The following is a 20,310-nucleotide window of genomic DNA, read 5'->3' as shown; positions in this document are numbered from 1 at the left end:
GTCATTAGTCATTGGTCATTGGTCATTGGTCATTTGACTCTGGACAAAAGACAAAGGACAAAGGACTAATCCTCAAACCAACTAGAACGCCATGCAGCTTCAGCTTCCGCGATCGCTCTTTCCCGATGTTTCTTTTGATACTCTCGTCCTAGCTTGTTTAGCTGAACTAAAATATTGCGGATTTGCCTGCGTTCAGAGGAGAGTGTCACATCAGCAAATTCAATTTCCCCTAGCCGCAGGTTAATAGCCATAATTTGTGTGAGTCCAGAATCTTCTAACTGCTGCTCATTTTCAATTTCAATTACTAAGTTTAATAAGTTTGGTGGCCCTGGCATTACCTCGGCAGATGCTTCTGATGCCGCTGCCGCTGCTGCTAAAATCGGTTCTGGTAATTTTTTGGGTAATATCCCAGCTTTTTGTAACAAAAGATTAGCATCGTGCGAAAGTTTTTTCAGTATCTCTTGCGTGACCTCTTCTAATTTCTGTTGCCATGTTGCCAGTTCTATAGGATTAGAGGTATCGGGTGTAAGAGGCTCAGAGATAGACTTGTCCAGTGTCACAGAAGATGAAGAAGTAACATCTCCCTCATCTCCCTCATCTCCCCCAGTTTCCTCACTAATATAAATGAGCAATTGTTCAGCCGCCAGTTGACCTAACTTGCGGATGGCTTGTTGCAATTGTTGTCGCTGATTCAATGACAAGTGCAGAAAGTTTTCGGGATACCCTTGGGTACAGAGGTGGTAACTTGCGAGAATCAACTGTTTTCGTACAGCTAGCCCTAAGGTGGCTAGATAACTAGCATAAGCGGTCTGTAGTTCTACTGCGATCGCTCGGATCGCTTCTTTCAGTGCTGCAATATCCTGCTCAATTCGCTCGATTGCTCTTGCCATATATTTTCGTTCTTGCCCATCTGAACCATTACATAGTACAAATGTACAAATTTATTTTAGGATAACTTTCCAGAGAATTTTAGATTTTAAATTTTTAGATTTTAAGGGAACTCCAAGAAATAAATTATCCAATATTGTGGGGTGGGCAACATGAGCGCCCAGTTAATATGGCGGGCAAGATGACCACCCCACAAGAGCTAATTAGATATTTTTCTATTTGTCAGTCCCTAAATTAAATGCGATATTTCGCGTCTGTAAATAAATAAATACAGGTCAAGCAAATAGCCTGACCTGTTTTGTCATTAGTCATTTATCCAGAGTCTAATGACTAATGACTAAAATTAGACACTGCTAATTTGTGCAGCGACTTCATCAGCAAAGCTAATTTCTTGCTTTTCAATGCCTTCGCCAAGTATATAACGGACAAAGCGAGTTACTTGAATCTCTTCGCCTAATTGCGCCTTCGCTTGCTTCAAGAGGTCTTCCACAGAAATACTCTGATCGCGAATGTAAGGCTGATCGAGCAAAGCCAATTCTTTTAGGCGTTTATCAATCCGTCCCTGAACAATTTTCTCTTTGATGTTATCTGGCTTGTTCGCCAAATCATCCTTGCCCAATTCAATGTCTTTTTCCTTTTGGGCAACTTCGGCAGGGATTTGGTCTACGCTTACATACTCGACATTTGGGCAAGCCGCAACTTGCATTGCAGCGTTCCGTGCCAAGGTTTGGAACTCTGAATTAGCAGCCACCGACTCAGTTTGGGAACCCAGTTCTACTAAGACACCAACTCGACCCCCGGTGTGAATGTAGCTATCTACTACACCTTGTGTACCCTCTGCTATTGCAAAATTAACAAAGCGACGCACTTGGATATTTTCACCAAGAGTGGCAATACTTTGCTTGATGAATTCTTCTACAGTCCCGCTTTCATTCTCAATATAGGGTTGAGCCAGCAAAGACTCAACACTATCAGCTGTCGCTGCTTGCTTTGCTAGGTTCTTAACTAAAGCTTTAAAAGCCTCGTTACGAGCAACAAAGTCTGTTTGACAGTTGACTTCTATAAGTACTCCGACTTGACCACTAGGCTGAATGTAAGTTTCTACCAGACCTTCTGCGGCAATGCGATCGCTTTTTTTGCCAGCTGAAACTAAGTTCTTTTTTCTTAGCCAGTCTATGGCTTCTTCTATGTTGCCATCATTCTCTATCAGCGCCTTTTTGCAGTCCATCATGCCGGCACCAGTTTTTTGGCGTAGCTCTTGGACGAGTTTTGCAGATATTTCCGCCATGTTGCCTCAATTCCTAACTTGACCTCGAGTTGTAATCGCTCACTTAATTGAGTACTGAGTGCTGAGTTTTGAGTGTTTCAGTTATCAATTTTATTCTTCATTGACAAATCACAACTTACAACTTCAAAAATCAAGACTCAGCACTATTCAATTTGCTGAGTCTTTCTATCTTACTCACCACTCAGCACCCAGCACTATTCTTCTGTTTCCTCGTCGGGGATTACGGCATCAGTATATTCGGTTTCTTCGTAGTCATCGTCATACTCACCACCGTCGTAATCTTCGTCATACTCTTCAGCTTCCAGCTGACCGTGACGACCTTCATAAATGGCATCCGCCAATTTTCCGACTATCAGCTTAATTGATCTGATCGCATCGTCGTTTGCGGGGATGGGGATATCTACTACATCTGGGTCACAGTTTGTATCCAACATGGACACAATGGGAATATTCAGCTTTTGGCATTCTTGAACTGCGTTATATTCCCGCCGTTGGTCTACAATTACCACAATATCGGGCACTTTCCGCATTGTTTTAATGCCGCCCAAGTATTTCTGAAGCTTCGTCATTTCCCGACGTAGCATTGATGCTTCTTTTTTCGGCAATAAATCTAGTGCGCCAGTTTCTTCACGGCGTTCTAAATCTTTCAGGCGGTCTACCCGTGTTTTGATGGTCGCCCAGTTGGTCAACATTCCACCTAACCAGCGTTGGTTAATGTAGTGGGAACCACAACGGCTAGCTTCTTGGGCAATAATTCCAGCTGCTTGGCGCTTGGTGCCGACAAAAAGAAATTTCTTCCCTTGTTCTGCGTTTGATCGCATGTAGTTGTAAGCATTATCCATCAACTGGGCAGTTTGCACCAAGTCGATAATATGTACACCATTGCGGGAAGTATAAATGTAAGGAGACATTTTTGGGTTCCAACGCCGGGTCTGATGCCCAAAGTGAACCCCTGACTCCATCATCTGAGCCAATGAAACTACTGGCATATATTTTTCAACTCCGATTCGGGTTAAACCTCCATCCAAGTGTATTTCCCAATCGGGAAACACCCGAATTCTTAGATGTGCGAGATTAGTTAACCATACTAGGTTAGCATATTCAGAAGTGTTGTAGCTGGTTGACAGAGTAAGGGCAAAAAATAGCGTTGCCAACTCAACAATTAGGCAATGCTATTCTTCTATTAAACTCAAAATACCTATCTAATCGCGGTCTTCTTGGTCTTTGGGTTTAGGTTTTTGTCGCCGTTGTTCTACCTGATCGTCGATAGTTTCTCTCATTTTGCGATCAGCAGCGTCCATTGCAGAATACTTAAAGCGGTTGATTATGCCACTGAACAAGTTGCTAAAGAATCTTTCGATTTCTTGCATAATTTTATACCTCAATATTTAAAGGTAAATTCTTGACTCGACATTAGCCTTGGACTTTCTAATGGAAGTGGGAAATGAAACGCTAATCTGTACTTGAAGTATCTGTTAGTCTCTTAGCGTATTTAAGTACTTAAAGGACTGGCGGTTTGTTTATCCTTTAATTAAGTTTTGCTTGGGAATAACTGTATAAAACAATATTCTCAATCAAATCAGGATTGTTGAGACTTAAAAGATTGAAACGCTTTGAACGTTTATATATTGTATTCTGTCTAAGGTAATAAATGTGGCAAAGACACAGGTAACAAATTGTTTCCTTGGCAAATTCGTGGGCAGAGGCGTGGATGTTACTCAATAATATCAGGGTCTACATTGAGCGATCGCAACCTTGCCTTTAACTGTTCTATCTGCAATTCTGCCTGTTCGGCTCGTTGGCGTTCTTGTTCGGCTCGTTGGCGTTCTTGTTCAGCTCGTTGGCGTTCCTGTTCTACCAGTTCTTCTGCTTGCTGTCTTGCTAAAACTTCCTGCCTTAAAGCCTGTGCCAGTTCATCAGGGATCAGTAATTTTTCCCCTGTATCCTCAGGGTAAAACCCAATTAGCCTTCCCTCAATCACCAAGCGTAGTTGTAACGGTTCACTGCGTCCATCCTCTATCGGTTCGTAGATTTCTCCCCGTAGGCGATAGCCACGTAGCTGTTGTTCCACCCACTCGCCTTTCGGATCAAATAGCCAGTATTCCTTAACACCTAGCTGCTCATAGAGGGTCTTTTTGAAGATTTCGTCTTGTCCCTTAGTCCCAAAGGATGTTATTTCAAAAATAACTGTGGGTACTTGACCCTCTTCCCAGATTTTATAGTTGTCCCGACCGCCGGGTGCGACATCAAAAATCACCATCACATCTGGGGCTACCCGCAATTTGGGAAAACCCTGTGCATAGTAAAGAAATTGATTTCCTAATACTGTTGCCTGACGATTTGCCAAATACTGTTTCAGGACTTCTAAGGTAGTTAATAAGGCATAAAGGTGGTCGTAGGTTTCTGCCACTGGTTGACCATCAGCACTGGGGTAAAATATTTCTGATTCGACACTAACAGGTAAAGTAGCAGTCACGTCGCTTCGCTCCGAATTCAAAATGACGCTCACAGATTCGCTAACGCTGCGCTAACAAAATTCAAAATTACAATCCCCATAAATAAATTTAGTCGCTCTGTATCACGAATGTGTTTCGGTTATGGTTGTAAAGTCAGTGCTACAAGATTATTGTAGAACAACTCTAGTTCTTCTTAGCTTGAGATATGCAAGCTTTGCAAAATATAACTAGATAACTCACAAAATCCTTCTCCTTCGGCAGCAGTGGTAATGTAAACAGGCTGATATTTCAACTGATTTACATATTCCAGCACGTTAGCTACGCCTACAGAAACAGGAAAATAACGCCGATCGAATAAACTTTCATCATTGGGGCTATCGCCAACAGTGATAATTTGTTCTGGTGAGTACTGGGGCAAATATTTACGCAATACCTGCAACAATCCCACAGCTTTATCTTGATCTTGGGGTTTTATGTGACACTGCACGTTGCTATAGGTAAATCCCCAGCCCATTTGTTGACAAAGACTGTCTAGGGTTTGTAGTTCGTCTTGACGCAAACCAGCGACATCAAAAGTCCAATCGGTGAGGCGAAAGCGATTATCTGTAGATTCTTGAATTTGGGGAAATTTAGTTTGTAAATTCTCAAAAGTGGTAGCCAAATGCTGGCGATGTTGAACTAAATCAGGAATGGGTGTTAAGACTACTGGTTTCTGGTTCCCTGGTGGAAAATAGAAACCGCCATTTTCTGCGATCGCACCTGCTACTGGCATCAAGCTACTCAATCCACTTACCCACCCAGCCGAACGCCCGGTGACAATTAGCACTTTAATGTCAGCTGCGGCTAAATCTTCTAAAGCTTGCAGCAGTGCAGGAGTAAATTTTCCTCGTCTAGTCAGAGTGCCATCCATATCTGTGGCTATCAGACGAATCTTGCTCAAGCTTGTAGATGAAACCTCAGATAGGGGAGGGAGGCTCAACCCGGATTTCTCACGCATAGTGTAGGCAGAGGGGGTGTGGGGAGTGTGGGGAGTGTGGGGGGGTGTGGGAAGTTTGGGGGGTAAGACTTTTTCCCCATCCTCCCATACATCCCATACCTCCCACACCTCCCATCCTCCCACACCTCCCACACCCCCTTGGATTTCTCACTTCTGAGAAATCCAGGTCAAATCTCTGGACATATACGATTTGTAAAAGGCTGTAAAAAATATTAATCATACAGCAAGATGACCTTGAAGATTTGGGCATCCTAAACATCAGGAGTCAAGTTTTTCAGTTTCCCACCATGTCCACTTCAATGTTTCTTGCCCAATCCTCTGGGAAAAAGGCTATTAAAAAGGCATCCCAGGAAGTGCCAGCAAGTAATCCTCAAATACCACCATTACTGTTGGTAACTTCTGGAGGACTGGCTTTAGTGGTGATTGCTTTGATTGTGTATATTAAACTCCAGAAGGATCAGCTGGAGAAAAAACTTAAGTTTGAACAATTCCGGGCGCGAGAACTAGAGAAAAAGTTTAAGCTGGCGCTGGAAACAATTCGCAAAATGGAAACTAATCCCGATTTGGTGAACTCACGGGATTTTAACCTGGATTATCTGCGAATGCGGATGTCAGAGGAGGTGTTTCATTTTGCAATTCTTAATCAAATAAAGATTCAGATCAAAGAAAAAATTTCTCAAGCCCTGCGTCCAAGTCAAGCCCAACAAGGATCGGTTGGAATTGCTAATAGCACTGGACGGCAAGTAGATGAAATTTTTGATGTCGAGTATGAAACTGGTAGTCCAGGGAATTCTGCTAAACGAGTGCTGTTTCGGATTCAAATCAAGTTAATGAAGTTGCCGACACAAGCAACTTCTGCGACTATTAGTCAAATTATTGATTGTATAGAAACTTACTTAAGCCCTATAGAAGACGAAGATAGTTGGCAGCCAATAATTCAAGGTCGGATTGCTACTATGCATTGGGATCAAAAGGCCAAACCTACGCCTCTACTGGTGCTAGAACAATCGAATGAAGGCGTAAATGTAACTTTCCGTACTACTCGCCAACCAAATACTCCAACTCCGCCAAAGTCACCTGGAACTAAAAAATCAGGCTCGGCTAGACAATAAATTATGGCTGTTATTAGTCATTGGTATTGGTCATTGGTCATTAGTCATTGGTTATTGATCATTCACAAAGGACAAATGACTAAAATCATGACTGAATGGCCGTATTTGCGGAATTACGGGTTAAAAGACCATCTTCCATTTCTACGATGCGATCGGCTATGTCTAAAATGCGGTTGTCGTGTGTCACTAATAAGATAGTCGTTCCCTGATTTTTGGCTAGACTCTGCATTATTTCCACGACATCGCGTCCTGATTGTTTGTCTAATGCGGCTGTTGGTTCGTCTGCTAGGACTAGGGGTGGACGATTCACTAGGGCGCGGGCGATCGCTATTCTTTGTTTTTGTCCACCAGAAAGATTATCTGGGTAGTAATCAACTCGTTCTTCTAGACCAACTGACCCCAGCATGGCTTTTGATTTAGCCACTGCTTCTGCTTGAGAAATATTATCGTTTAATTCTACCGCCATTTGCACATTTTGTTTTGCTGTCAAGAACCCTAGCAAATTGTGAGCCTGGAAAATATAACCAATGTTGCGTCGCATCTGCACCAGTTTGTTTTGACTAACGCCAACGAGTTCTTCACCTAAAAATTTTAAACTTCCCTCTTGTACAGACCGCAAACCACCAATTAAGCTCAGTAATGTTGTTTTTCCTGAACCTGATGGCCCGGTCATAATTACAATTTCACCCGGATAAATTTCTAAGTTGATGTCAAATAATATCTGTTTTTTCAGTGCGCCTTTGCCATAGAAGTGATTGAGGCTTTTAATGGCGATTACAGGTTCTTTTCCCATCATATTTTTGTTAGTTATAAATTAGTGGTTCCAAAATTTAATTGTAGTCACAGTCAGAAATTAAATTTGCTTAGTTATCATCATAAATCAAACTTATTGTTAACATATCTTGATTAAGATTGAATTAATTAAAATATATCTGCTGGATCGGCAGAGCGTAATTTTCTAACTGCGATCGCACCAGAAATGATGCACATTAACATAGTCAAAATCAATACCATTACCGCTCGATCAAAACTCATGAAAACTGGTAAAAGTGTTGCATTTCTAGCGCTGTTATACATAAACAAGGCAAAAACTATTCCAGGGAAATAGCCTAAAACTGCTAATAATAAAGCTTCTTGAAGAATGACCGTCAATAAATAGTTTTGTGTGTAACCTATTGCTTTGAGAGTAGCATATTCAGCTAAGTGGTCTGCAACTTCTGTATAAAGAATTTGATAAACAATCACAGTCCCCACAATGAAACCCATGACAGTCCCTAATGTGAAAATAAAGCCAATAGCTGTACTATTCGCCCAGTAACTCCGCTCAAAATCAATAAATTCTTGTTTAGTTAAAACATTTACTTCATTAGGTAAATACTTTCGTAATTGTTGGGCAACAACATTAGCATCTGCTCCCGGTTTTAATCTAATTAGCCCAATATCAATTAATCCTTTTTGACGATTGTTGAATATTCGGAAAAAGTTAAGATCGCTCGTAATTAAATTACCATCTGCACCAAATGATGCACCTAATGTAAAGAGTCCTCCTACTTTAATTCGCCGTCTTCGTACTTCTGCCGTTACAGGCTTTCCTTGGTCATAATTAGTAGCGATCGGCCCATACTCTAGCCGAGAAGAACGGTCAAATAAAACTACATCAGGTAATTTAAGTTTATCTAAATTTTCCTGAACTCCAGGTAAGTTAACTAGGTTAGTTTCTGGGTTCATTCCAAATATCAGGATGCTACGAGGACGGCCTGTTACAGGATTTTTCCAAATTGTAAAATCTAAATATATCGGATGTACTGATTGAACTGCGGGTAACTCTAAAGCTTTATATAACCGTCGTTGAGAGAAGCTTCTCATCGCCAATATAGCGTTAGATTGACTGTTAATTAAAACAATATCACCTTGCAAGCTGTTATGGAATCGAACGTTACTATAATATAGAGCATCTCGGAAGCCGAGTTGCATAAACATTAAAATATCAGCAAAAGCAATTCCTGCTAAAGCCACAGCTAGGCGAGTTTTTTCTCTTGTCAGTTGTAGCCAAGACAGAGGAATTTTTTGATTCATTTTATAGGCATCCAAGCACAGTTAAGAGAATTCGTAATTAAGAACATTCTCAATCCAAAATATCAAATCGCAAATTTGTATTGCTGCTCGCCTATAACTTAATTAGTTATTAATATCGACAACAACTTTGGCGTAAGTTAAACCAGAAACTTTCTGGCTATCTTCTGGAGACAGAGCAATTTTAACTTCTACAACTCTGGCATCCACATCTGCTGCTGGATCTGTATTCAGCACATCTTTTTTACCAATTTTTCTGCCGATTTCTGTGACAGTTCCCTTTAATTCGCCGCTAAATGCACCGTTATCACTGGTGACAGTAGCATTTTGACCAAGGCGCACTTTACCAATGCTATCTTCGGCAACTTCAGCAATTACGAACATTTGGTTGGTTTGGCCAAGTTCAGCAATGCCATTTGCGCCAATTGCTTCACCCGATTTGGTGTAAATCTTTAAAATCTCTCCAGCGATTGGTGCTTGAACGTAGCTCAACCTCAGTTCTGCTTCGGCTTTTCTGACATTTGCGATCGCATTACTAACTTGGGCTTGCACTACTTGCACATCGGTAGGACTAACATCTAAAATTCTGCTTAGTTTGGCCTTTTCTTCATCGATTTGTCTTTGCAAAGTTGCTAAAGTTTTGTCACGGTTAACTTTGGCTTCGATGAGTTGCTGTTGCAAAGTTGCTAAATTTTGGATTTGATTCGCTCTCGCCTCAGCAAGTTGCTGTCGTATAGTTGCCAATGTTTGCTTTAGGGTAGCTTGGCTTTCAGCCACCTGTTGATTAGCAGTTATTGCACTCAAGCGTCTACTATCCCGCTCTTGCTGAGAAATTGCACCTTCTTTGTATAAAAAATCATAGCGTCCAGCATCGACTTGAGCATTGCGCTGTTGGGCTTTAATACGTGTAAGTGTTGCTCTCAGGGCTTCTCTTTGCCCACTGAGTTCTGCTTCTAGGCGATTTACTGTTGCTTGTTGGACAAGTTTACCACCACTTAACTGGGCTGCAATCCGAGCGATCGTTGCTTGTTGACCATCTCTTTCTCCAAGTAACTGCGCTTGTAGACGAGCAATAACTGCTCTTTGAGCTTGAATATCTCTTGGAGATCCAGCCCTGACTTGCGCTAAATTCGCACGGGCTTCTTGCACTTTCGCTTTTGCCTCTTGTAGTCCGGCTATTTGGGTATCGCGGTTGTCCAAAATTGCCACAATTTGACCTTGCCTTACCTTTTCACCCTCTCTCACCAAAAGTTGCTGAATTCGTGACGATGGTGCTAATCCTGATGATGGGGCGGACAATTTAACAACTTCGCCTCGCGGTTCCAAACGCCCTACAGCACTAATGCTATTGCTAGATGGCATTACAGGTGCAGATGTAGTTAGTTTTCTCAGCTGCTCGATTTTAGCAGTGCCTAGTATGCCAGCAGCAATTACTACTGGTACAGCTATAGCAATACCCCACCAAATCTTTGGTTGTTCACTATTAAGCGTCTGTTCACTTGGCTTTGGCTTTTCAGTCACCCTTGACATAGTATGTTGCCCATTTACCTGAATTGTGCTGATGGAAGTAAAAATAAAAGGGTTTTTAATCAACAGCCAGTCCCGTTAGGACAAGTAACGGTGGTTTAAGGCTGGGTATGGTTTAAAAATCCACTGTGTTATGAATGCTCAACACTATGGCTTTGCAAAATGGTGTTTATTTGTATGCAGTACACTTCTCTTTCTAAATCTCTCTCCTAAAAACAGAGACTTTGAATTTTCCCCCTTTCTGTGTCGGGAAGGGGGTTAGCGGGTTAGGTCTGTATTGAAACCCAGAAGTGCTATCAATAGCTGGCTATTCAATAACTGTGAGTATGATTGAGACATGAGCGCAATAGTAGCTAGCAGAATTCACAAGCAGTATGAATCTAGATGTAGAGATGCGATATATTACGTCTCTACACAAAATTCTAAATTGGTATGATGCGGTACTTTACTGCCAATACGGTTCGGTTAAGGCAAGAGACGCGATAAATCGCCGTCTCTACAAAGGACTGATTATTGTAAAGACGGCGATTTATCGCGTCTTTGCGATTAGCGGCGTGTCATCAAAAAAACCTTATCCGAACCTTATTGACTTTACTGCTACATTCACTACAGCTATAGTTACTCACAAAATTGAAAAGAAACATCAAAAATAGACTGTTGCCTTTATTGGATACAATCTTGTTACAAAAGTTAGTCTTCCTTAAGTGAATCAACGATTAACTAACTAAAAAATATCTGTCAACTTGAGCATTCTTAACATTAGAGTTTCCTTAACTTTCTGGTCAATGAGTTAGCTGTCTCTAGTTGCTTGCACCTTCCAAGACAACAAACCATTTTGTGATATTTGCTTCAAAGACCTTACTACTCTCCCTGCTGCTGTTTTGGGACTCCATTAAACTCTCGTTGAATGAATTCTACATTTATCCGTTACCTGAAAACGTAACAGAACCTACAGATAAGGGAGATGGAGGGATGATTAAGTTGGGAGATCGAATAAAACTGTGGTCATATAATTTTCTGCCCAAGCTGGGCCAAAGGCTTTTTCTAATACGCGGCGGGTTTTATCGTTTTGCTGCTGTTTGGTGCAATAGTTGTGTTGTCCGGCCAGATTTTGGGTGACTTGTTCAACTGAAACAGGATGTGAGGCGATCGCTTGGATGCAATGAATGTCTAAAAATTCTCGCACCCGCGAAAGAAACATTGCTTCTTCTTCTGGGGAACTGGGGCGCACAAAGATACAAAAATCCGAAAAAATATTTCCCCATTCCGGTAATTCACGGGGTTGGGAAAAGTTAAGCACTGTTAGCTGTGTCAGTTCAGAAGTATAAGATTCTGGTAATGTACGCTCTACTTGAATCGGAGAAAGGTCGGCGATCGCCGCACTAATTTGACCTCTACCCCCAACTAAATCACAACCAAACATCGGCAGGTTATATTCTGGACGAGGAAACATGACGCAGTGCAAAATATCCAGCATATTGCCAATTTTCGCCAATTCCAAATGCATTTTCCGAAACTGAGGCGTTTGATAGCAACGGTTTTCAATCGTCAGTTTTTCGCCTTCTAATCTACCTTCTACATACCCCAACTCATCAGGCAAATGGTAGGGGGATAAATCTAAGTGCTGATGCCAAGCTGCCTCAATACAATCAGCTAGCTGACGAATTAGGGGATGTTGTTGCTCACGCAGCGAGGGCATAGAAGTAAATGACATAAGCTAGTTGGGAATGCGATCTAATGGCCAGTCTACAACCTGTCGTGCCATAGCTGTTGTGGTCTGCAATATAAGCAAACACTTGACATTTGTCATTTGTCATTGGTCATTAACTTTAGACAAGGGACTATTGCCAAAAATCTGTGACATCGTATCCCAATTCACTTAGCATGTGCCGCAGTAGGGGTAAACTGAGTCCAATTACATTGCTGTGACAGCCGGCGATTTTTTCTACGAAGAAACTACCAAAACCCTCAATGGCAAAGGCTCCAGCACACTTGAGTGGTTCACCAGTGGCAACATAAGCTTTAATTGCTTTTTCGCTCATTTGAGCAAAGTAAACTCTTGTAACTTGAGACTTGACTAAAGTACGATTCTGGTTATTGTCAATTAAGGCATGACCTGTGTATAAGTCGCCAAAGTTACCTTGCATTATCTGCCAACGTGCGATCGCTTCAGAGGTATCTGCTGGTTTGCCATAAATTTCACCATTCATAGACAAAACTGAATCACAACCCATAATCAAAGCTGATTCAAACTGTGGGGCTACAGTTTCCGCCTTGTACTGGGCAAGAGTTTTGACTAATTCTGCTGGTTCACTTAATTCAATTTGCGACTCATCAAAATCACTTGCTCGAACTATTGGTTCAATACCAACAGTTTGCAGCAAGCGGCGTCGGGCTGGGGAAGCTGAAGCAAGTACAAAAGGTGGAATTTTCATGAGATTTTAGAAAAATTTGTTAATTAGGCATTGGGCATTATCTTTATTTTTGATATTTCTTCTTCCCTATTCCCTATTCCTTACTCCCTGCTCCCTATTCCCTACTCCCCAATTAATAAACAGAAAAAGAATTAACAACCTCATCAATCATTCGTTTAACTTTCTGCCAGCGTTTTTCAGGAATTGAAGCGTTGAGGGTAAAAAGTTTACCGCGACTCACAGCAACACTGGCAATGTTGTGACGTTCTTGTTGATTGGGGAGTTTAACCTCATACTCCAAAAGGTAGTATGTTTTACCGTCTACTTCTCGTTGCACGGCATTAACTAATTCAGCCGAACGACCAGAGTCAGGAGGCGCGAGAGCCGCTTTTCCTAATTTGTATCCTACTTCTGTTGGGGTTCCCAATTCTGACAAGGTTTTGCCTTCTGGAACTGGGCTAATTACAACCGAAACGTTTTCAGACACCTCAATCAAATCGTGGAAAACCACATCTGGCCCATTAGCAACTTTAACTGGTAGCCAACCGTTAGGATATAAAAACTGATAGCCATCACTAGTGTCTACAAAGCTTTTGAGTCCAGACGCAGCCGCCACATCAGAATTACTCAGACTGAAGCTCAACACCAATAGCAAAATTAATACAATTCGTTTCCACATTTCTACAAATTCCTTTGGGCTGGAGATAACACAAGGCTTGCATCATTTCTCGTCTTTATTCTCCCACCAAGCGGTACGCTTCGGATAATGCATTAAATAGTGAAGTATAAATGCTTATATTCCCTAACACCTAATTATAAAAAAAGAGAGGCAGATAATTCTACCTCTCCTATACAGGGATAGACAAATTAATTGAACTATCCCATGATTAATTCCAACTGACTAGACTTAGTATCTGTTGGGTTTGTGAACAAGGAAGCTAAGAATTTGGCACTGTTTGATGTTGTCAAAACCCACAACGCGGATATAGCTGTTGTTGAATTGAGAACGGCATCCTTGAACTTCGCTCAATACTTCTTGAGTAGATTTAGCATTGAACAAAGGTAGTTTCCACAGTGTCCAATATAATTCTGTTGGCTCAGAAGTTTCGTTAAATTCGATCGCTGGAATGTAACCTTGATTCAAAATGTACTGGATCTGCTTGGCAATTTGAGCGTCAGACAGAGGGGGAAGATAAGAAAGGGTTTCGTAACGACGCTCTTTTGGTAAAGTTTGCATAGCTTTTGATAATGGGTTGCGATTTTTACTACTGAGTTGACCGAACTAATTGGATGAGTTATCCAAATTCGGATCTGAGGTTGCTTGCTGTTCTGGTTGCAGACTGGGGTTAGATGTGTCTATTCGTGTGATGCGTTCTAAATGCTGGCGACGTTGCTCCATATTGGCTTGTTGAATGCCAGTGCGAACCATTTCCGGTAAAAATTCTGCAATTTCTTCTGCAATGTGTTCTCTGACAGTCATGATTCGCAAAGCCAAATCAGGTTTTTCTCGCAACAGTTGCTCAATGAATGACTCACCATTTTGAATTTTGCCAGACGAAAAGTTATGCAGCCAAAGTTCTAATGGCGGATTCGTTTCGCCTAGCTGCGCCAATACTGTCCTTAGAGCCTGATAAGTCAGATAGCTTTGGAGAGTTTTGGCTGTGTCCTTCGCAATTTGCTTAAGATTCATGCTTGACCCCAGCCGTCAATAGTTATGAGTTATGAGTTATGAGTTATGAGTTATGAATTAATGTAACTCTTAACTCCTAACTTCTAACTCCTAACTTTTGATCAGACGGTATCCATTGCTTCAAACTCAAACTTGATTTCTTTCCACAGTTCGCAAGCAACAGCCAGTTCAGGAGACCACTTGGCAGCTTCGCGGATGATATCGTTACCTTCACGAGCCAAGTTGCGGCCTTCGTTACGAGCTTGAACAACGGCTTCTAAGGCGACGCGGTTAGCGGTTGCACCAGGAGCGTTACCCCAAGGGTGTCCTAGAGTACCACCACCGAATTGTAGTACGGAGTCATCACCAAAGATTTCTACTAGCGCGGGCATGTGCCATACGTGGATACCACCAGAAGCAACTGCCATTACGCCAGGTAAAGAGGCCCAGTCTTGGGTAAAGTAAATACCACGAGACTTGTCTTGCTCAATGTAGTTTTCACGTAACAGGTCAACGAAGCCCAAGGTGATAGCACGTTCACCTTCCAATTTACCGACTACTGTACCAGTGTGGATGTGATCGCCACCAGACAAGCGTAGGGCTTTAGCCAATACACGGAAGTGGATACCGTGGTTCTTTTGACGGTCAATTACAGCGTGCATCGCACGGTGAATGTGCAGCAAGATACCATTGTCGCGGCACCAACGAGCCAATGTGGTATTGGCGGTGAAACCTGCGGTGAGGTAGTCATGCATGATGATGGGCTGCTTGAGTTCTTTAGCGTACTCAGCCCGTTGCAACATTTGTTCACAAGTGGGGGCGGTGACGTTGAGGTAGTGACCTTTGATTTCACCGGTTTCAGCTTGGGCTTTGCTGATAGCTTCAGAAACGAACAAGAAGCGATCGCGCCATCTTTGGAATGGTGCAGAGTTGATGTTTTCGTCGTCTTTGGTGAAGTCCAAACCACCGCGTAAGCACTCGTATACAGCGCGTCCGTAGTTCTTAGCGGAAAGACCCAATTTGGGCTTAATGGTACAACCCAGCAAAGGACGACCGTATTTGTTTAACTTGTCGCGCTCAACTTGGATACCGTGAGGAGGTCCTTGGAAGGTCTTGATATAAGCTACTGGAAAGCGGATATCTTCTAAACGTAGTGCGCGCAGAGCTTTGAAACCAAATACGTTACCGACAATTGAGGTCAATACGTTGGTTACAGAACCTTCTTCAAACAAGTCTAAAGGATAGGCAACGTAGGCAATATATTGGTTGTCTTCACCGGGAACTGGTTCGATATCATAGCAACGACCTTTGTAGCGATCGAGGTCGGTGAGCAAATCTGTCCATACAGTTGTCCAAGTACCTGTGGAAGATTCAGCCGCAACAGCCGCACCTGCTTCTTCGGGAGGAACACCAGGCTGAGGTGTCATACGGAACGCAGCTAGGAGATCGGTATCTTTTGGTGTGTAATCGGGTGTGTAATAAGTTAATCTGTAATCTTGAACCCCGGCTTTATACCCAGACTTGCTCTGAGTCTTCGTTTGAGCGTAAGACATAATTTTATCCTTCCCTGAAATCACTCTTGTTAATTATCAAACCACGTTTTGTGCAACTTTTCCTGACCCCACTCTTGCCCCTTTTGAGCGAGGGGAAGATCAGGAAAAATTTTTCTTAGGGGTTTTCTTTGGCAAAGGTTAGTAGTTTTTTTGCGGTGGACACTTTGGTAGCGGTGGTAGCCCTCCTCACCAGTGTTATCCCGTTGTAGGGATACACGACCTAGCGCTTCTACTGTTCCTCTTGCTAAAAATCAAAATTCTTTTTTACCTCTTCTTTGCACCCAACTAAACCTTCTCAATTTCACCAAAGCTTCCGCTTTTTACGGATTGATTTTAGATAATTCCCCCATAAATCGGGATATTCAGGGTATTGGGCTGGCTGGCACACATTCCCGCCTTTACACTCCTCATATCTTCTCCGTTGATGGAAAAGATACCAGAAAAGAATTTACTTGACAGAGATTTAGCAAAGTGGTGAGCGAAAGATAAAAAAATTGCACGCCACGTAATTTGTAACTTGTTTCACAATATATCAAGAATTCGATAAGTTATTCTTTGAAAGTTTTTAACTTATCTATTTAATTTTGTTATTACATAAAGATTTAAACTTTTTGTTACAAAAGCTTTACAAAATGTCATTAATGGGACCTAGGGATTGGGGACTAGGAAATAAATATTAGGACTTACGCACTGTACAAATGCGTCGTGATGTGAATTAACTAAAATAGGAAGTTTTCAGGCTTTTCTTAATTATCCTGCGATGCCTACGGCGGTAAACTACGTAAATAGACCATGTTGTAAGGGCACAGCAATGCTGTGCCCTTACGAAAGATATGGTTAAAAACCTTATTCATATTCGGCATTTCTTGTCAATGCGTAAGTCATAAATATTTAGAAACGTGGATTAAATAAGGAGAGGGATTGAGGGTGAAGGAAATCAGGGACATAAATTGTATGTTATTTAATTTTTATTCATTAGGAATACTTTCTTATTCCCCAGTCCCCAATCCCCAGTCCCCAATCCCCAATGTTTAAAAAATCCCAGCTAGGGGAACACTGGAATTAACCCAAAGCTAGTTTCGGTAACGGCTATGGGTACTGTCTCCAAAGGGAATGTCACCGTGGTATTGTTTTGCAAGCGTACTAGTTTATTGATTACTTCTACCCTGCTGGGGTTGATAGCTTTACCAAGTATGGGATGGGCACAAAAAACCCCTGACGTTAATTCATCTGATGTAGCCCCTGCTTATCCACCTTCTGCACCACCTCCGCGAGTAGAACCCTTACCCGATGAGCGAGGAGTGCAAGAACATTCGCCAGAAACAGATTATCGTGTCGGTAATTTGCTGCAAGATGTTACAGGTAATCTTTGGGTAGGTTCTTGGCGCGGACTATCGCGGATTGATCCGAAAACTGGCAAGATTATTTCTCGTGTTAGCTTACCAAATGTTGCGATTGGTGCTTTAGCCCAAGATAAAGTAGGACGCTTGTGGGTGGGAAGTTATGAAGGATTAATCCGAGTAGACCCCCGCACTAGCGAAATCACCGCGCAGAATTTATTTTTGCCTTCTAAACGCGTGTTGTCACTGTTACTTGACAAGCGGGGTTATTTGTGGACTGGAACTGATAGCGGTTTAGCTTTAATTAGTCCCGACCAAGGCTTGATTATGACAACATTAAAAAATCTGCCTGGTGTCAGCGCCAACGCCCTGACTTTAGATGCTGAAGGTCAACTGTGGGTTGGCACTCTTGATGGATTGGTGCGGGTAAATACTGCTAGTGCTGCGATTATGAAGCGGATAGCCGATTTACCAGGGACAACCGTACAAGCTTTAGCTATTAGTCCAGAAGGGTTAATTTGGGCGGGAATGGCGAATAATTTGCTAGTTATTAACCCAAAAACTGGCGCAGTGTTGCGGTCTGTGACTCGCTTACGTGGGCGTGACGTGAAAGCGGTACGTTTTGCTAAAGATGGTAGTCTCTGGGTTGGGACTAGTAATGGTTTGTTACGATTAAATCCAAATACGGGAGCTGTGTTAGATGCAGAAGTTGCTGGACTGCCTTCTAGTCGGGTTCTTACCCTTGCACCTGACATCGCTAATAAATTATGGATAGGCACTAGTGAAGGTCTGGCTTGGTTAATGCCCAAAACGGATAGTGCAAAACCCCATATTGCTTTCAGTCGCGCTGTTAAATGAGGGAATGGGGAGTGGGGAGTGGTGAGTAGGGAGTGGTGAAATTACCTAATCCCTAATCCCTAATCCCTACTCCCTACTCCCTACTCCCTACTCCCCACCGAGAAAAATGGCAATCACTACCCAGCAATTAATTCAATGGAAACAACAAGGGCGTTCAATTGTGGCGTTGACCGCCTGGGATTATGCGATCGCTCAACTCCTCGACGCAGCTGGTGTAGACTTAATCCTTGTGGGTGATTCTATGGCAGTAGTTCTAGGGTATGAAACAACACTACCAATTACTTTGGATGAAATTATCTATCACGCCAAATCTGTGCGCCGTGGGGTGAAACGGGCATTAGTAGTTGTAGATTTACCATTTTTGACGTATCAAGAAAGTCTCCAACAAGCGATGCACTCAGCTGGGCGGGTGCTGAAGGAAACGGGCGCTCAAGCGGTAAAGTTAGAGGGTGGCTATCCAGCAATGGCCGAAACTGTGGCTCGTTTAGTACAAGCTGGAATCCCAGTCATGGGTCATGTGGGTTTGACACCACAATCAATACATCAACTGGGTTTGCGACAACAAGGTAAGACGCAAGAAGCGAGTGAGAGAATTTTACAAGAAGCGATCGCTCTCGAACAAGCGGGTGTATTTTCTCTCGTGTTAGAGCATATACCCGCAGATTTAGCAATGCAGATTTCCCAAAAATTGAGTATTCCTACAATTGGTATCGGTGCAGGAATTCACTGTGATGGACAAGTTTTAGTTACCTCAGATGTCCTTGGACTGGCAGAAAAGCATCCACCATTCGCCAAAGTTTACACGAATTTGCGCGAGACGATTACCAAAGCTGTGCAAGATTATGCCGCAGAAGTGCGAGAGCGCAAGTTTCCTTGACTTCATCATTAACTATGGGTGAAACTGAAGCAGCAAATTTCTTAAGAGTTCTACTTCAACAAGATGTAGAGCAAGTGCAAACTTGGTTGAGAATGGTTTGGGCAAAGCAACAGCAAGTACCATAAAAATTTAACTGGCTTGGTTTAGCTGAAGTCTCTACTTTCAACGCTCAAGAACTAGCCAATGAAGAATCTAATGAATCTCGTTTAGAAAGCCTTGCTTGGGCAAAGATATCAACTTCAGTTTACGCATTTTTAGCTGAAAATAATCCTACCTTTTCTGAGCGATATCTAGATTCTTCAATGACAATCAAAATAAACTTCCTTACAACATATATTCTGCTTTAGTATTCTCATATTTGATACTAAGTAAGTAGGCGGGAAAAAACCAAACTATGTAAAGATAAGTAAATACGGAGAAAATATCTACCGAGGTAATTAAAATATGGGCGCTCGTTTAAGGGTATTCCTGAGTCGTGAGCAAGACACAACCCTATTAAACCTGAAAACAGCAGATGTACCACAGAAAGTCAAAGATCGAGCAGAAGTCATTAGATTAAACGCACACGGTTGGTACGTGGAAAAAATTGCGGCCCATGTAAATTGGAGTTCACAGACAGTCAGGGAAGTTTTGCATAGATGGAAAAAGCAAGGTCTAGAAGGGCTTTGGGAATTACCTGGTCGAGGAGGGAAAGCCAAATGGACTGAAGTTGACATAGTGTTTTTAGAAGAATGCCTCAAAAAAGAACCACGCACGTATAACAGTCCTCAATTAGCGAAAAAATTAGCAACTGAACGCTCGATTAAACTGAGTCCCGACAGATTAAGACGGGTACTCAAAAAAAGGGGATCAATTGGAAACGGACCAGGAAAAGCCACAAAGGAAAACAAGACCCTATAGTTCGAGAACAGAAACAAGCAGACCTGGATATGCTGGAACTATCTGCGGCCACACGAGAAATAGACCTCAAATATTTAGATGAATCAGGGTTTTGTCTGTGGAGTGAACCAGGCTACACCTATTACTTCAGAGGTGAGCAAAAACGTTTGGAACAAACTCGTCGTCGTGGTCGCCGACTCAGCATTATTGGGTTACTTCAACCTTTGATCAGTTTTGTTTACGGTTTGGTAATCGGGGGTGTTAATCGCAAGTCTTATATCCAAATGATGGAGCAAGAAGCCCAAGATGCCGAAAAAACTGGACGTATTCGCGTAATTGTTCAAGATAATGGGCCAATACACCGATGCAAAGAAGTACA

At 42.3% G+C, this 20,310-nt stretch carries 21 protein-coding genes; 6 read left to right on the top strand and 15 right to left on the bottom strand.

Translation table 11 applies throughout. The features are described 5' to 3' along the window. Positions 1–65: 65 nt before the first annotated feature. The 6 genes from V7L31_RS20290 to V7L31_RS20265 all read right to left on the bottom strand — a co-directional run bounded on the left by V7L31_RS20290 (position 66) and on the right by V7L31_RS20265 (position 5,629). Positions 66–890: a hypothetical protein gene (locus V7L31_RS20290; protein ID WP_334697912.1), complete on the bottom strand. Its 825-nt coding sequence runs from the start codon at positions 888–890 to the stop codon at positions 66–68. Positions 891–1,231: 341 nt separating this feature from the next. Continuing rightward, a complete protein-coding gene (gene tsf, locus V7L31_RS20285) occupies positions 1,232–2,176 on the bottom strand; it encodes a translation elongation factor Ts (protein WP_334697911.1) in 945 nt (314 codons plus the stop codon). 194 nt (positions 2,177–2,370) lie between these two features. Beyond that, positions 2,371–3,165: a 30S ribosomal protein S2 gene (gene rpsB, locus V7L31_RS20280; RefSeq protein ID WP_179068989.1), complete on the bottom strand. Its 795-nt coding sequence runs from the start codon at positions 3,163–3,165 to the stop codon at positions 2,371–2,373. Between the two features lie 213 nt (positions 3,166–3,378). Continuing rightward, a complete protein-coding gene (locus tag V7L31_RS20275; protein ID WP_334697910.1) occupies positions 3,379–3,546 on the bottom strand; it encodes a hypothetical protein in 168 nt (55 codons plus the stop codon). 344 nt (positions 3,547–3,890) lie between these two features. Beyond that, complete coding sequence (locus V7L31_RS20270; protein ID WP_334697909.1) at positions 3,891–4,652, bottom strand: Uma2 family endonuclease; 762 nt, start codon at positions 4,650–4,652, stop codon at positions 3,891–3,893. Positions 4,653–4,825: 173 nt separating this feature from the next. Next, complete coding sequence (locus V7L31_RS20265) at positions 4,826–5,629, bottom strand: HAD family hydrolase (protein ID WP_334697998.1); 804 nt, start codon at positions 5,627–5,629, stop codon at positions 4,826–4,828. Between the two features lie 287 nt (positions 5,630–5,916). Here V7L31_RS20265 and V7L31_RS20260 point away from each other — a divergent pair, with 287 nt between their 5' ends. Then, positions 5,917–6,741 (top strand): hypothetical protein, encoded by an 825-nt coding sequence (locus V7L31_RS20260; protein ID WP_334697908.1) that lies wholly within the window; start codon positions 5,917–5,919, stop codon positions 6,739–6,741. An 85-nt stretch (positions 6,742–6,826) separates the two neighbouring features. On the opposite strand, the gene V7L31_RS20255 is transcribed toward V7L31_RS20260, so the two are convergent. From V7L31_RS20255 to V7L31_RS20245, 3 genes are all read right to left on the bottom strand, one after another. Beyond that, positions 6,827–7,534, bottom strand: coding sequence for a DevA family ABC transporter ATP-binding protein (locus V7L31_RS20255; protein WP_334697997.1), 708 nt, complete (start codon positions 7,532–7,534; stop codon positions 6,827–6,829). 128 nt (positions 7,535–7,662) lie between these two features. After that, on the bottom strand, positions 7,663–8,817 hold the full coding sequence (devC, locus tag V7L31_RS20250) for an ABC transporter permease DevC (protein ID WP_334697907.1): 1,155 nt from the start codon (positions 8,815–8,817) through the stop codon (positions 7,663–7,665). Between the two features lie 102 nt (positions 8,818–8,919). Beyond that, complete coding sequence (locus V7L31_RS20245; protein ID WP_334697906.1) at positions 8,920–10,344, bottom strand: HlyD family efflux transporter periplasmic adaptor subunit; 1,425 nt, start codon at positions 10,342–10,344, stop codon at positions 8,920–8,922. Positions 10,345–10,733: 389 nt separating this feature from the next. Here V7L31_RS20245 and V7L31_RS20240 point away from each other — a divergent pair, with 389 nt between their 5' ends. Further along, positions 10,734–10,994 (top strand): hypothetical protein, encoded by a 261-nt coding sequence (locus tag V7L31_RS20240; protein WP_334697905.1) that lies wholly within the window; start codon positions 10,734–10,736, stop codon positions 10,992–10,994. A gap of 323 nt (positions 10,995–11,317) precedes the next feature. Here V7L31_RS20240 and V7L31_RS20235 read toward each other — a convergent pair whose 3' ends face one another. From V7L31_RS20235 to V7L31_RS20210, 6 genes are all read right to left on the bottom strand, one after another. Then, positions 11,318–12,055, bottom strand: a complete 738-nt coding sequence (locus V7L31_RS20235; RefSeq protein WP_334697904.1) for a phycocyanobilin:ferredoxin oxidoreductase — start codon at positions 12,053–12,055, stop codon at positions 11,318–11,320. Between the two features lie 127 nt (positions 12,056–12,182). Next, positions 12,183–12,776 (bottom strand): Maf family protein, encoded by a 594-nt coding sequence (locus V7L31_RS20230; protein WP_334697903.1) that lies wholly within the window; start codon positions 12,774–12,776, stop codon positions 12,183–12,185. 112 nt (positions 12,777–12,888) lie between these two features. Next, positions 12,889–13,434 (bottom strand): photosystem II reaction center PsbP, encoded by a 546-nt coding sequence (gene psbP, locus V7L31_RS20225; RefSeq protein ID WP_334697902.1) that lies wholly within the window; start codon positions 13,432–13,434, stop codon positions 12,889–12,891. 228 nt (positions 13,435–13,662) lie between these two features. Continuing rightward, positions 13,663–13,992: a ribulose bisphosphate carboxylase small subunit gene (locus V7L31_RS20220; RefSeq protein ID WP_334697901.1), complete on the bottom strand. Its 330-nt coding sequence runs from the start codon at positions 13,990–13,992 to the stop codon at positions 13,663–13,665. 45 nt (positions 13,993–14,037) lie between these two features. Then, on the bottom strand, positions 14,038–14,445 hold the full coding sequence (gene rcbX / locus V7L31_RS20215; RefSeq protein WP_334697900.1) for a RuBisCO chaperone RbcX: 408 nt from the start codon (positions 14,443–14,445) through the stop codon (positions 14,038–14,040). 101 nt (positions 14,446–14,546) lie between these two features. Further along, the gene (locus V7L31_RS20210) at positions 14,547–15,977 is read right to left on the bottom strand and encodes a form I ribulose bisphosphate carboxylase large subunit (RefSeq protein WP_334697899.1); all 1,431 of its coding nucleotides are present in this window, start codon (positions 15,975–15,977) and stop codon (positions 14,547–14,549) included. Positions 15,978–17,068: 1,091 nt separating this feature from the next. Here V7L31_RS20210 and V7L31_RS20205 point away from each other — a divergent pair. The 4 genes from V7L31_RS20205 to V7L31_RS20190 all read left to right on the top strand — a co-directional run. Further along, positions 17,069–18,175, top strand: coding sequence for a ligand-binding sensor domain-containing protein (locus tag V7L31_RS20205; RefSeq protein ID WP_334697898.1), 1,107 nt, complete (start codon positions 17,069–17,071; stop codon positions 18,173–18,175). A gap of 106 nt (positions 18,176–18,281) precedes the next feature. Then, the gene (panB, locus tag V7L31_RS20200; protein WP_334697897.1) at positions 18,282–19,052 is read left to right on the top strand and encodes a 3-methyl-2-oxobutanoate hydroxymethyltransferase; all 771 of its coding nucleotides are present in this window, start codon (positions 18,282–18,284) and stop codon (positions 19,050–19,052) included. Between the two features lie 444 nt (positions 19,053–19,496). After that, positions 19,497–19,952, top strand: a complete 456-nt coding sequence (locus tag V7L31_RS20195; RefSeq protein ID WP_334697896.1) for a helix-turn-helix domain-containing protein — start codon at positions 19,497–19,499, stop codon at positions 19,950–19,952. A 29-nt stretch (positions 19,953–19,981) separates the two neighbouring features. Continuing rightward, a partial coding sequence (locus tag V7L31_RS20190) for a transposase (protein ID WP_334697895.1) occupies positions 19,982–20,310 on the top strand: 329 nt, incomplete at its 3' end.

This window comes from Nostoc sp. (genome assembly GCF_036916655.1).
Classification (GTDB): domain Bacteria; phylum Cyanobacteriota; class Cyanobacteriia; order Cyanobacteriales; family Nostocaceae; genus Nostoc.
This window is presented reverse-complemented; position numbering and strand designations above follow the sequence as displayed.